Source organism: Lysinibacillus sp. FSL K6-0057 (assembly GCF_038630885.1).
In the GTDB taxonomy this organism is placed as follows: Bacteria; Bacillota; Bacilli; order Bacillales_A; family Planococcaceae; genus Lysinibacillus; species Lysinibacillus fusiformis_F.
Map to the genome: position 1 here is coordinate 685,603 of NZ_CP152047.1, position 14,066 is coordinate 699,668.

Below are 14,066 nucleotides of genomic sequence, written 5' to 3' on the forward strand. Positions count from 1 at the left end.
ACTGATTAAATAGGCTGGTGAATCATTTAAATCACTTAATAGATTTACCGATACTAAAAGTATTAATAGATAGAAAAATCATTTATCAAATTCAGAACATTAAGTTTTTTTATTTAAAGGGGGATACTTCCATTGAACAAACGAAAATTAGCACTGTCTGTCTTTATGACTGTACCCATTGTAGCAGTATCAGTAGTTCATCCTATAGAGAGTCTTGCCGAAAATCAGGATTGGGTTAGTGAAGAAAGTGGATTAATCGCGAATCCTGACATGAATGGTGTTAACGTTAATGTTTATAGCGATGTACAAGTATTAGCTGAAAGTGTACCAACTTTAACAGCAACGACTGTGCAAGAGCTTGCTGCGCTTATTGAGAGTGAAATGAATCAATTTCAGACAAATGTGTCTATCCAATACACAGGCGATAGCTCAATGATTATGGAACAAATCAATAGCATCATAAAAAACAACTTACATAACAATGATTATTTAAATGGAACAGTTGCAAGTTGGAAATATGGCTATAAGGGCACTGCTAATAATATTGCCATTAGTATAAATTTTGACTATCATACGACAGCTGAGCAGGAGGCATTTATTCAATCAGAGGTGAGACGGATTGTACAAGAAGAAATTAATCCGTCAATGTCTGATTTTGAAAAAGTAAAGGCTATCAATGATTATATTGTGTTAAATTCAACATACTCCTATAATTCATCGACAACACCGCATGCAGTGTATGCCATTCTTAATGAAGGGAAAGGGGTTTGTCAGGCATATGCGCTACTAGCTTATCGTTTATTGCAAGAGGCTGGAATGGAAGTACGCTATGTTACTGGCTGGGCTGGTGAAGCACATGCATGGAATATCGTAAAGGTAGATGGCCAATGGTATCATCTAGATACGACTTGGAATGATCCAGTATTCTCTGCAAGTGCGGGAGATATGTCTGATTATGTTAGCTATAAATACTTTTTAATCTCAGATAATGCTATTTCCCAAGACCATCAAATTGATGATTTAGGCTACCCAAATGCAACAAGTGAGCGTTTTGTGGCAATGAGAAATGTGGAAAGCCCAATACAAATTAATAAAGTTTTATATTATCCAAATGGCTCTGACAACCAAAAATTATATAAGATCGATTTAGGGAGTATGAATTTACAAGAAGAGAAGGTATCCGATACGCGTGTGCAACATTTGTTTTATGCAAATGACTGGTTATATTTTAGTAACTATTCAAATGGTGGATATCTCTATAAAATGAAGTCTAATGGCTCAAATAGTATGATGCTTGCCAACAAACGAGTGACAAAGATAACACGTGAAGGTAGCAATTTAGTAGCTTATAATAACAATGTTGAAATCTATCGTGAAAGTCTTCAAGAAAATCCTACTGATGATACGAAAATTAACCAAGTTACAGAATTGTCGAATCAAATCGTATTTCTAAGTAAAGATTTTAAATCGAAGGCAGAGCAATTATTTTCATTATTTGATAGTCTCTCACAATCTGAGCAATTACGACTATCAAATGGAGTACAGCAGCGCATTAAGCTCATAAGAGAGAAATATCAAAAAATGGAGTCGCTTACCTTTAATGACTCAACAGCTTGGACATCTGTGCCGAAGGTGAATGATGTAAAGAAGCCTTGGACAATCCAGTTAAGTCAAGAAGTGTTAAACACTCCTGAAAACTTAAAGCAAATTGTATTACTTGATATGTTTGGCGACCCAATAGATAGTTCTGTTCGAGTAGATGGCAAAAAAATTACGGTAACGCCAATGAACAATTATATAGAAGGTATCCCCTATACGCTTGTGATTAAATCAAATTTGAAAAACTCAAATAATCAAACGCTGGATAAAGGTATTCATTTACAATTTAAATATCAAAAATAATTGAATTAAGAGAGAACAAAAATAAGAGTTTCGTGGCCAAATGAGTCACGAAGCTCTTATTTTTTTATGTTATGAGCTTGTAGTTTACAAGCGTTTGAAGTATTCAGGAGATGGTATTTCAAGCACTGCAATACGACGCAATCGAAAAGGAAATTAATAATTATGTAACTTATTGAGGCTATCACAAGTCTACTTAAAAGAGTAGTTTGATGTACTAGCAGTGTGAGTGCAACCAATTTGAAAAAAATTTGCTAGAAAATGTTCGTGCAATTTTGGAAAACCCTTTATTCTAACTGAAGCTTTCGAAGGAGGAAGGCTAGCACTCTAGTTGAAGAAGCTCAAGCTAGGTATCATGCCAATAAAGTGAAATGTGGTGCCCTCTTTTCTAAGTTGTTACGTGGCGTATTTTAAAACTATGCCTCCTTGCAGAAATATAACAGCTATTTGGAATCGCGCTGATTGAGTTTTTTTAAAATATGGCTATGAACAAGAACTCTTGAAAATTTTACGTTATGCTAACAAATGATTTATGGTCGCATAAATGAAAGAAACCAGCTTGGTGAGTGAATCACGGAGCTGGTTTTCTATTTATCTAGAGCTTTAATATTGTATGAAGTCTTCTCTACCGATTATTTTGAATTTAGAAGAATCATCGATTAAATTTTTATCCTTTAGTTCACCTTTAGTCATAATGATATCATCAAATGTTGCTAAAACAATCTCATGTTTAATCTCTTTTTCTTCTAGGTGTTGTTCTAATAGTTTGAGATAGTTAATGTCCTTTTCTTGAAAGGCATTTGGGCTGAATTTTACCTCGACAAATTCACCGACTTCGCCATCCCATGCCCCGGCATCAACAGATTGACGGTTACGGTCAGTTTCTGTAATAACTGCTGGTCTATATAAAACAGGAACACCATCTATCAGCACCTTTACCCCATAACCTTTTAAGGAACCACTATGTTTTTTATCAAAAAAAGGTTCGAAAAGGCTTTCAGCTATTAGACCTCTCAGTTTTTTCCAATCCTTATCATCCGCACAAACAGTTCCTATTTTCCCAAGCAAAGCTGAAAATTCTAGAACGTCTGCGGGATGCTTTCTCTTGTTAAATTGAGCACTCCATTGTTTATAAAATCTATTATAAGATTCTAGTGTATTTCCACTTCGTCTAAGAAATACAGTGATATCCTCATTTCTACTACGATATTTCAGTACAGCCGTTGCTATTTCTTTTGCTAATGCATCTAGTGCAGGTCTTTTAATATCTGATGGCTCAAACGTTATCATTTTATTGTCCTTTATTTTTTGATAACGATTCAATTATATCCATAGTTGGTAAATGGATTGGCTGCTGAAGCATTTGGCTAGTAATCGCTGAAATATGTGAGCGTGCGTAAGAAATTAGCTGTGGAACTGTTTGAATGTTTGCGAATTTCATTAACGTATCTATTCCATCAATATCTGTTACAGAAACATATTCGCCTTTATAGGTAACATTAATATTGAAAGCTAATTCACCTGTAGAAGTTAAACCTTTGATAGTGGTATGTAGGTATCCATAAACCTTTTCATTTTCATGCTTCACTTCGTATTTAAGTGACATAGCTGGTTGAAAATCATTAGTTTCTAGTACTTGTGTAAAACTTGAATTAACTAGTTTTACATTTGTTAATTGAATAGAAGTCTTGGCAATGACATATTCTTTAATAAGTTCGTTATTTTCCATTGGAAATTACTCCTTTATATAGATAGTAAAAGCTCTGCTTGTTCTTTATTAGCAGAGCTTTTTGGCATTTCAACAGACCAAGTTAATGCTTGTTGGTCTGTTATAAATGATTGAGGGTCATTTATAAGTGATACAGAAGATAAAATGACATCTTCTTGTTGTGGTAATGAACCGTTTATTGCCTCTTCATAATATTCACTAACATAAGTATTGATTGCTGGAATGATTTCTGTGATTGAATATAAAAAATCATGCATTGTGCCTTCAGTGATATCTGTATCCAAAATAAATTGTTCATATTCTAAAAATGCTTCGATATCAAATACAATGTTGATAGGAGTATCCAATTGATTAAGTTGCGGAATTCCCTTAGTAAAGAACCAATTGGCTACATATTCTTTGTTAGGGTGTTTAATTAAAAAATCATGGAAGAAATCTTCTAATTTGCTATAGTTTTGCCGTTGAATATTGAAATATATTTCAAATCCCTCAAAAATAGTGATGAGAATTGAATCCAGTAATTCATCTGCTCTTGTCATTGTATCTTTTTTCATTCCAATAAATTCTCGGATGTTTTGAGTCATGTTTAATCCACCTCCGAAAGGTTTTATACTTTAAGTATAGCCGAAATGCTTCGAAATACAACTTCGAAACTCTCTACATGTAAGTTGACGATTTTACGTTATGCAAACAAATGATGTAATGCCCTTTAATTAAAGAAACCAGATTCGTGAGCAAAACCACTTAACTGTTTTTTCTTTAAGGTTTGAATGTTAGTATCTTTCATAATGAAATACATGCAGGCTATGTGATGATACTAATATAGCGTTTTATAGTTAGCATTGTTTGGATTTCCGGGTCTGAAAATTCTCTATTCGAACAAGTCATAGTTGGTATTTCAATAACATTCCGGCACAATTGCATAAGTTAATTCTCCTTATAATATGAAAATAGTGGTAAAAGCATGACAGTGACATGATTTTTGAAGAGACTGGTTTATAAGATACAAGAAAAACAAAAAGTATTGAAATGTCATAAAATGTCTCATATAATAAATTAAACAACTACATTATAGGGAGGAAGGAAGTTAAGATGCCATTATTAACGATTAATGAAATTTGTGAGCATTATAAAATTTCCCGTAAGACTGTGGAACGTTGGATGCATAGAGGATTACCTGTTGTGAAATTAAATGCTAATAACGGAAGTGTTCGCATAGAGGAATACCAATTGGAGAAATGGTTAAGCGGTTTAAATGCAGAAAAAATAGGTGATAGAATCAGATGGCATGAATATGAATTAAAACACCAAATTTCCTATGATTTAGCCAGTTGTCAAAGTAATAAAAATACGTTTATTCAATTAGTAGATGAATGTAAATTAATATATCCGCATGATTATTATATAAAATTGGAAAATGGGAAAGAAATTTTAATATCAATCCAATGTTCGGACGGAAAGACTTTCCGTTCGCAAGAGTTTGTGGATAGTCAAATCGAAAGCTTTATTAGACAACTTCATCAGGAAAACAGAAAACCATATTTATTAATTTTGGATATTGATCTAGGAAATGCCGATGAGGAGTATACTCTGCATTTTGATGTGACACGATTTATTAATAAGGTTGTTATAAAAAGCCAATATATTCTTGAATTCGATATTATATCCTATTTACAAGCCTTTAAATAAATAATGTTTGGATTCAAAAATCCCTCAGGACGATTCTTGTGTCTCGTAAGAAAGGCTCTGTGGGAGTGGAAGTGAGTGCCAACATCTACTTTTGGTGTCCCTTCTAAGTAAGAGGTACTTCAACAACAACTGCCATGTGTCTCTTTCAAGAGGCAACTATGGAGGAATTAGTGACGGAGGTAGAGCATCAAAAAACAATACCGCATGATGAGTATAAAGACGATATAGATGAGCGAGGAGATGGACAAGGAATTCTCTTTAGTTAAATACAAATGTTGATAGGGGAGTGTCTTATACGATTTTTAAGATATCCCCCTATCAATTATTCATGAACGTTTTGAATGGCAAAAAAATCACATATAACTTCTATGACTTTTGGTTTTGTTGCTTTGTGAATATACCATAGCCAAGCTTGCCGATCATGAAGAATCTTTTGTATCGTCTTTTGTAAATGTTGATATCCAGTCCACTGGAGGGAACGTTGATGAAATACGCTACCCCATGTATAAAGCTTTGTTAAACCAATAAAATAATGAATATGTTCATCACTGGAACTCTTTTTCCAACTATATTGATGGTGTTTAATTTCCTCTAGTGTTTTTTCAATTTCATTAAATAGTTGTTGCACATCATATTCCATATGGATATATTGGAGTACGCCAAAATAATAGCTGGAATAAACGATGTCATTAATATACTGCTGATTTTGTAATAGAGATTGTAATAATTCCTGCCACTTATCAAATAATCCTTGACAAAGTTGATATAAATTTTTGATATTCCCATTGTCAATAAGTGTAGTAATCAATATACGGTTGTTCTCTATATCAGAATGATGTGTGTTCATCTCTACTGTACGTAAATAAATATCCACATAGGGTGTATCTAATGTACTTAACGATAAGGCTAATATTTTTGAAAAATGTGGATTTCTTCTAAAGTAAATAATGGCGTATTCGAAGAAGTAAGCATCGAGCATCGCAAGCTTTGATAATGCTTGGCTCATATTTTGATAAAAAGGGTCAGATATTTTATCTGTTGTGACATTATGCAAAATTTCACGAAAAAGCTCAAACAGGCACCATTTATTGTTTATTGTTGGATTTAAAATAAGCTGCTCTTTTTCAGATAGATCGAGACAATCGACTAGATAAATTATATCTATTGTCTGTCTTTTTGCATTTAAAGCTTCGCTGAATAGTTCGAAGTCAATAAAATCAATAAGTTTTGTGATTGAATGAAATACATTGGGGATAGTAAAACCAATCCCACGTTCAACGGCATCGACAAACTCATAAATTTTTTGAACGTCTTGCTCTTCATACCCCTTTTTGAGTAATGCAAGTATTTGTTTGTCATGATAATAACTGTTTGATGTTGTAGCCATGTTGATTTTGAAGGCTCCAAGAAATTCTAAAAGTGCCGCTTTTAACTGTATGAAATTTGCCTCATTAAAATTTTTAGGATGTATGAATTGCCGATAATCTACTTTTAAAAATTGATATCCTATTAAAACTGGTATTAAATCAACTAATTTGCTTGCCATATAGAGTTGCCTATTTAACGAATAAATAAAGCTTGCTGTCATAATGACTTCCGTTTCTTTGATGTCTTGTTCATAATAGCTTTCAGCGTATTTTTCAATAAAAGGAAGTTCTTTTTTTAAAAAATCAAAGCATTCCTTTGGAAAACGATGCTTTTTTATAAAGTTGGGATTAAAATGGTATTTTACATTGTGTAGAAACTCATTGAAAAAGCTTACATCTTTCACTGTTTCCTTAGGTACCTGCTTTACTCGCTCTATAAAGACAAAGTATAAATTGTTCAATGCTATGACCTCCAAATAACACATTCTTCATGATTTAGTTGACTCCACAGATCATTGAAGGCATCTATAATATTTTGAGGATTACTAACAAGCTGAAGAATATGATGCTCCTTTCCTAAACCATTGACAGATATACCTAATGACCATACTTTAGGCTCTCCTGATGGGGAAGGGAAAATAAGGAATCGATCATGGAATTTCCAGCCAAAGTTATGGTGCTGACATCTAAATTCCAAGTTCATACCTACATTATTACTAGAAGATTGAAGTCCTTCAACTTGTATTGCATACCACTCTGAAATTGTTAGATTTTCTTTAGGGGTTTCAAGCTGATGCTGATAAACTCGCATGCGTTTTTTATCACAGGAAGTGATAGCTTTCATTTCGGCTCCTAAATATTTGCAATAATAAAGGGTATCTATTAAATCCTCATAGGTTAAATAAGGGTCCCATAAATAAACACCTTCACGACCATGACGATTGATAAGTGTGCGAATATCTTGAAGTGCTTTTGTACGTTCATTGCCATTTTTTCCGTATTGAATAAATTCTAGTTGCTCGGTTAAAACATCTTTTGCATTTTTATATTTTCTTTGTCGAATCCAATCTCTCTCTGTTGTTGCCCCTTTAATATTGCTATTATTTTGTGCTACAACATCAATAGTTTCGATTTGTCTATCAGCAGCTTTTTGAATTGTACGTGGCTCATTACCTCCAATATCCATATTGAAAGCTAGATGCTGCATAAAACTTGCTGTTTTGGAATAAAGAATTAATTGATGTTTCGTATCAATGATTTGAACCGTATTAAGAGATTTGCTGTTTCCTGTAGTGACGGTAAATTTCTCTTTATTTAGCTCGTGTGTCAGATGAAAGCTAGTGATGGTTTCATCAAAATTATCAAAGATTTGCAGAGCATAATGCTCTTTTGCTAGTACTCTAGCATCCCATACTAATTCAACATTCATTCCATCCCAGTTTTCAGTAGATCTATAGTGGATTGCCGTGAGGTTAGAAGGGAATTGAAAGATGATATTACCTATGCGATCATTCATGAATTGTAAATCAATTGGTAAGATATTTTTTATGTAGTGATTAATTTTTTCAAGTGATGTGACTTGTAATAGTTCGTTTAGAAATGTTTTCTCTGTATCAAAAAATTCAATGATGTAGGAGCCATTGTGAAAATTATTTTTTAAAATAGAGTTTAACGGCACATTGCTTGTACCATTACATTTAATAAATTGCTTATTCAGTTTTTGTAGACCGATTAATTGAAATTCTTTTTCTTTATATCTCCAAATATGTTGTTGAAGCAGATGATTATAGGCTTCTGTTATTTCTTCTAATGTTAAATTATATTGAAAGATACCAATGAAAAAATCTTTCGAAATGTGAAAAGGATTGGAAAGGTAACTTTCATTAGGCGAGGAATAGGGTCTCTCTTCAAAGGCAATAAGTGTATAAAGATTATAGGTCGTTTTTAATTTTTTGTTATAAATAAAAATCATCGTCACTTCACAAGATTGATAAAAGCCTAGCACACCTGGTGTTTGAAGTAATGTAAATTCATTGCTCATATTATCCAGTCTCCCTGAAATATATTTTAAGGCAAAACAACCTTTATGAAAAATACGTGATAAATTTCAAAATCATGCTGCAAATAAAGGTTATGTTAGCTTCTCTACAGTCATTAATTATCTAGTAATCGTCACTAGAATGTACTACATATTTATTATCAACTACTATTCTATGCTTTTCTGCCCCGCATACTATCAGTGACAACTACATCAAATATTCCCTTAGAAACATTGTGTTTCTAGCATAATACATCTTTCTTTATTCATAAAGTTTTCCTTTTATAACGCAACTCAATCGTTCAATTTCTCAAAAGAAAATGGAGCATTATGTAACTTATTGAGGCTATGACAAGTCTACTTAAAAGGGATGTACTAATAGTGTGAAAGCACCCAAAATAATTTTTATAGAAAATATTCATGGTATTTTAGAATACCATTTGTTCTATATGAAGCTTTTGAAGGAGGAAGGCTAGCACTCTAGTACCGAATTCTACTTTATTCGATAAAAATCCCACATTTTGGGCTTTGTTCATGTTAAGATGGTAAAGACGATTTTAAGAGGAAAAAAGGAGATTGAGATGTTTAGAAAACTAAAGACTACATGTATTGTATCAGCAGTTGCTTTGGCTACAATTTTACCTGGACAAGCGTCTGCAACAGCTACTAATAACAATGGAATTCAGATAAAAAACAATGTTTCGATTACGATTAATGGAGAGACGATTAGTGTTTATGACCCTATTTTAAATAAATCGGATTTCTTATTACTACCAATGCGTGCATTATATGAAGCGGTTGGTGCAAGTGTGGATTGGGATAAGGAAACGTTGACTGCATCGGCGATTCGCAATGGTAAGACGGTTGATTTAACGATCGATTCGATGACTGCTTTAATAGACGGAGAAGAGGTTGCAATGGATGTTGCGCCATTTATGTATAAAGATCGTACTTACATGCCATTACGTTTCGTCAGCGAAAACTTTGATGGTGTTGTTAATTGGGATGAGGCTACTCAATCGGTAGATATTACATTATCAGATGAAACAACAGCACCACCGCAGGAAGACCCATATATCTTACATATCAATAACAAGCGTATTGTCATGAAAGATCAGATTGTTACAAAGGATGGAAGAACCTATTTACCTGCTAACTATATTTATGATTATTTAGATGATTCGTCTGGCACATGGCAACCTGATGGCTCCTTCGAATTGCTAATTGGTGGGATGAGCTTTATTTTCAATGATAACAGCAATCAGGCTTTGATTAACAATGAAGCAGTGACAATGATCGAAAAGCCTTTTATACAAAAAGGTAAAATGTATGTTCCTGCTAAGTTTCTTGTGGATGCATTAGGCGGGAATTTGCGCTATATCACTGATAAAAAAGAAATGTATATTTACGTATATCGCTACATGTATACTAGTTCTTTCCTTGAAAAGTCATACGGTACTACGTCATCCCCAGAGGTTGTTCCTTCTGCTCGTTTAGAAGGGGATCGTGATCTATTTATTAGTGATAATCCAGAAACATTAACACGCAAACTTGTACCAATAAATAATGTAACACTTGCACAATATGATGTGAAACCAACGACAGCAATGAATAAACACCGTGTCTTTGGCTGGCACTATAACACGCTAGGAACAGATGTCAATATTGGTATTACCGTTCAAAACAAGTCTATGACAGAGAGCATTAAAGTGACTGATTCGAAAGGCATTAACCAAAAAACAGGTAATAGCTGGGTAGGTCATGATATTGGTTTAACAATTGCTGATGCTGTATTAAATAATAAACTTAAAAAATCAGAGAGTAGTGGCATTGTTATCGCACCAGGTGAAACGAAGCTAATTGAAACATATGACCTACACTATGATTATATTATTGGTTTTTTACATGATCTAGATATTCAAGCAGTCAATGGTGGAAAGCCAGAGTATACGATTCGTACAGTGCTTTCAAAAGATAATACAGATTTAACAACAATCCAATCGAACCAGGTTGCGGTAGATGAGTATGCGAAACATCCAAGAGGTGCGTGGCCAAGTGCTACCATTCTAGCAGAGCTACCAGCCTATACAGTAGATTCTCCTGAGGTAGGCTATAACATTTCTAATGGCCGTACAGACCATCTACAAACGGCTGAAAATTCGCTTTCTCAAATCAATGGTGCGGTAGGAAACCCAGGTCACTTCGGTATGAACTATAAAGTTTCCATTCCAGTTGTCAATCCAACAGGCTCTACAAAAACGATTAAGCTGAAGCTCGCTGGTCGAGGAGGATTATACAGCGGAGCGATTAAGGTGAATGGCAAAGTGTATTTAGTGCCTTCTTTAAGAGTAGGGGCTGAGTATGTTGAATTACCAGATTTCAAGATGAAGGGTTCAAAAGATACGATTGAATTAGAGTTAATGCATGCTGGTGGCGTGAATCTTCCAGTAGCGATCTATGTAGAAACAAAATAAAAAAGTCACTGGCATGGGCCATGTGACATGGTACGTGCCATACTTTGAATTAATTCGGAGTGAAAAATGGCAAGAAAACTAATAACGATTATTGTAGTCCTATTCATGCTTACACTTACAGTTAGTCCCATCAATGGACAAGCTGCTGGTTTAGGCAATAAAGTCAGTGAAGTTAAAACAGAGGTTTCACCACAGGTAATACATTCACAGCAAAACTATACTTCAGGTTCTATACGTCAGTTTGTAAATGTTTTAGATGTCAATTTAAATAATACATATACAAAACTAGAAATTGGTATGCCAAATCCTATTAATTCTTTAAAAACAACATCTGCTATGGCCAAGCAAAACACAGTTGATGGGCATCGCGTTGTTGGAGCGGTCAATGCCTCTTACTTTTTAGGAAATGGTATGCCTGCGAACTTGTTAGCAGAAAACAATGAAATTGTGAACTACGGTATTTTGGGAGATACATATGATAGCCCAACACAAAAACCAGTTGCATTTGGTTTATCGAAATCAGGGAAAGCGATAGCAGACTATTATTCTACGAATCTAACTTTCCAAGTGAATGGCAAAAGCTATCCTATTGATCTTATTAATAGTGAACGAGGAACAAATAAAAACGTTTTATATACACCTGAAAAAAGATCAACAGGGACAAATACATGGGGTGTAGAACTCGTTGTGTCGGGTGCTAGCCAAGATACAAACACTTTGCATTTTGGTGATCAGTTCTCGGGCACAGTTTCTCATGTAACAGCCTATGGAGCAGAAGGTAACTCGTCTGTACCAGCAGATGGCTTTGTCATCTCTGTACAAAATAAAGAATTAGCCGCTGAATTAAGTAGCATTACAGAAGGCACAAGCGTGGATGTCAGCTTATCAATCGATCAAAAATGGATGGATGCACAGTTCATTTTAGCTGCTGGACCGATGCTTGTACGTAACGGTAAAGTTGATATTTCAATGCCAACAAATTCAGGGTTTGCTTCCACACGTAGCCCACGTACAGCAGTAGCGATAGATGCTACAGGTACAAAGGTATCTCTTGTGACAATTGATGGTCGCATAAGTGGTCATAGTAATGGTGTTAATTTATCCGATTTAGCTTCTCATTTAATTTCCATGGGTGCTTCTTCGGCTATTAACCTAGATGGAGGCGGCTCTACAGCAATGGTCGTGCGTAATCCAGGGGGGTATTTCGCCAACCTAGTGAATAGACCATCAGAGGGCAGTGAGCGTCGTGTATCTGCCATTTTACAGGTGGTGAATACAGCGCCACCAGGGAAAGTAAAATCAATTACGTTAAGTAGTGTTGGTCAAGTAATGAAAGGTTCTTCTGTAGATATGCAGGTTGCAAGTGCCTATGATCAATACCTAAATCCGATGACCATCAACCCAGCAAATATGAACTGGACAGTTGAAGGAAATATTGGCAAGATGGACGGTTCTACCTTTACAGCTACACAAAAAGGTGAAGGGAAAATTATCGGGGAGTATGAAGGTATCCGCACGTCTACAGCTGTGAAAGTAGTAGACCTAGCAGAAAAACCTATTGTACTAGATAGCTTCGATAATGCGTCTTCTTGGACAACCGAAACAGCGAAAGCCAATGCTTCATTAGCAAGCTCTAAAGAGTATGCTAGACAGGGAACCGCTAGCTTACAATTAAACTATGATTTTACTGCAGCTGGAACAGGCACAAAAGCTGCCTATATGGTTGCGAAAACATCAATTGCTATTTCAGGGCAACCTAAAAATATCGGTCTTTGGGTATTTGGCGATGCTGGCAAGCATTGGCTAAGAGGTGTTGTGATTGATGGTGCTGGAGCTAAGCATACGGTTGATTTCACAAGCCAGGGTGGTTTAGACTGGAGTGGCTGGAAGTACGTGACAGCGGATATTCCAAGTGATCTACCACAGCCATTGAAATTCGAGCGTTTATATGTTGCTCAGCCAACAGCTTCTCTTCAGAAGAAAGGTCAGCTGTATTTCGATCAATTACAAGCAGTTTATAAAGACAATCATGAAGAATTAGTTTATACAGATGTAACAAAAGGGCATTGGGCATTTTCAGAAATCCAAAGCTTATACGATAAATCTCTTATTAAAGGATACTCAAATGGAACGTTCAAACCAGAGGCATCCATTACACGTGCAGAGGCAGCTACAATCATTGCCAGAGCTCTAAATCTAACTACAACGAAGGATTCTAGCTTTAAAGATGTGAGTAAGAGCCATTATGCATACAGTGCTATTGCCGCAGTTGAGCAGGCTGGCATTATTAAAGGGCAAGAGGCAGGGAAGTTTAATCCAAATGGACAGCTTTCACGTGCAGAAATGTCTGCCATTTTAACAAGAGCCTATAAATTAACAGGTACAAGCAAAGTAAGCTTCTCAGATGTGAAATCAACACATTGGGCATACAGCCATATCCAAGCACTTGTGGCAAATGATTTAACTGGAGGCTTCCCAGATAACACATTTAGACCAGATGCACAAATTACACGTGCTCAATTTGCAAGCTTCTTAAATAGATGCTTATCATTAAAATAAAGAAGACAAATCCTCTGTAACAGCTACAGAGGATTCTTTATGTTGTCTTGAAAAACAAAACGATTAACAGAATTTATGTGAAAGGTGAAGTGGATATCCGTTGCTTGCTTACCTGTGAGTTAGCGCAAAGCACTCTAACCCACAAAATGTTAACTTTTTAGAAAGGCTTTCACTAATCATATTATTGAGGAGTGCTGTCACTCATCACTTCTCCGCATTTTTCACTACTGTTAGTATGAAAGAAAATGAAAAGATACATTTTCAGAGTGGTTGATTGGAGTGGAGCCAGCGTCACTCCTTGGGGATTTAGC

Annotated in this window: 9 protein-coding genes; 4 read left to right on the forward strand and 5 right to left on the reverse strand. The window is 35.1% G+C overall.

Annotated elements, in window-relative coordinates; all coding sequences use genetic code 11:
* Window positions 1-132 precede the first annotated feature (132 nt).
* A complete protein-coding gene (locus MHB40_RS03240) occupies window positions 133-1,902 on the forward strand; it encodes a transglutaminase domain-containing protein (protein WP_342533905.1) in 1,770 nt (589 codons plus the stop codon).
* 600 nt (window positions 1,903-2,502) lie between these two features.
* Here the strand turns inward: MHB40_RS03240 and MHB40_RS03245 are convergent.
* The 3 genes from MHB40_RS03245 to MHB40_RS03255 are packed head-to-tail and all read right to left on the reverse strand — an operon-like array spanning window position 2,503 to window position 4,212.
* On the reverse strand, window positions 2,503-3,222 hold the full coding sequence (locus MHB40_RS03245) for a hypothetical protein (RefSeq protein ID WP_342533906.1): 720 nt from the start codon (window positions 3,220-3,222) through the stop codon (window positions 2,503-2,505).
* Complete coding sequence (locus MHB40_RS03250) at window positions 3,191-3,628, reverse strand: hypothetical protein (protein ID WP_205446973.1); 438 nt, start codon at window positions 3,626-3,628, stop codon at window positions 3,191-3,193. Before MHB40_RS03250 ends, MHB40_RS03245 begins: the two co-directional genes overlap by 32 nt.
* A 14-nt stretch (window positions 3,629-3,642) precedes the next feature.
* Window positions 3,643-4,212 carry a hypothetical protein gene (locus MHB40_RS03255; protein WP_205446975.1) on the reverse strand — a complete coding sequence of 190 codons (570 nt, stop codon included), beginning with the start codon at window positions 4,210-4,212 and terminating at the stop codon, window positions 3,643-3,645.
* A 508-nt stretch (window positions 4,213-4,720) separates the two neighbouring features.
* On the opposite strand from MHB40_RS03255, the gene MHB40_RS03260 reads away from it, so the two are divergent.
* Window positions 4,721-5,317, forward strand: coding sequence for a helix-turn-helix domain-containing protein (locus MHB40_RS03260; RefSeq protein ID WP_205446977.1), 597 nt, complete (start codon window positions 4,721-4,723; stop codon window positions 5,315-5,317).
* Between the two features lie 322 nt (window positions 5,318-5,639).
* On the opposite strand, the gene MHB40_RS03265 is transcribed toward MHB40_RS03260, so the two are convergent.
* Window positions 5,640-7,145, reverse strand: coding sequence for a hypothetical protein (locus MHB40_RS03265; protein ID WP_342533907.1), 1,506 nt, complete (start codon window positions 7,143-7,145; stop codon window positions 5,640-5,642).
* Window positions 7,146-7,147: 2 nt separating this feature from the next.
* Window positions 7,148-8,725 carry a VPA1262 family N-terminal domain-containing protein gene (locus MHB40_RS03270; RefSeq protein ID WP_342533908.1) on the reverse strand — a complete coding sequence of 526 codons (1,578 nt, stop codon included), beginning with the start codon at window positions 8,723-8,725 and terminating at the stop codon, window positions 7,148-7,150.
* A gap of 578 nt (window positions 8,726-9,303) precedes the next feature.
* Here MHB40_RS03270 and MHB40_RS03275 point away from each other — a divergent pair.
* Together MHB40_RS03275 and MHB40_RS03280 are read left to right on the forward strand one after the other, a co-directional pair.
* Complete coding sequence (locus MHB40_RS03275; protein ID WP_342533909.1) at window positions 9,304-11,196, forward strand: stalk domain-containing protein; 1,893 nt, start codon at window positions 9,304-9,306, stop codon at window positions 11,194-11,196.
* A gap of 66 nt (window positions 11,197-11,262) precedes the next feature.
* Window positions 11,263-13,755, forward strand: coding sequence for an S-layer homology domain-containing protein (locus MHB40_RS03280; protein WP_342533910.1), 2,493 nt, complete (start codon window positions 11,263-11,265; stop codon window positions 13,753-13,755).
* The last annotated feature ends 311 nt before the right edge of the window (window positions 13,756-14,066 follow it).

Excerpts from the sequence above, each read along its gene's own strand:
- MHB40_RS03250 (WP_205446973.1), bottom strand. The coding sequence starts at position 3,628 with ATGGAAAATAACGAACTTATTAAAGAATATGTCATTGCCAAGACTTCT.
- MHB40_RS03255 (WP_205446975.1), bottom strand. The coding sequence starts at position 4,212 with ATGACTCAAAACATCCGAGAATTTATTGGAATGAAAAAAGATACAATG.
- MHB40_RS03260 (WP_205446977.1), top strand. The coding sequence starts at position 4,721 with ATGCCATTATTAACGATTAATGAAATTTGTGAGCATTATAAAATTTCC.
- MHB40_RS03270 (WP_342533908.1), bottom strand. The coding sequence starts at position 8,725 with ATGAGCAATGAATTTACATTACTTCAAACACCAGGTGTGCTAGGCTTT.
- MHB40_RS03275 (WP_342533909.1), top strand. The coding sequence starts at position 9,304 with ATGTTTAGAAAACTAAAGACTACATGTATTGTATCAGCAGTTGCTTTG.
- MHB40_RS03280 (WP_342533910.1), top strand. The coding sequence starts at position 11,263 with ATGGCAAGAAAACTAATAACGATTATTGTAGTCCTATTCATGCTTACA.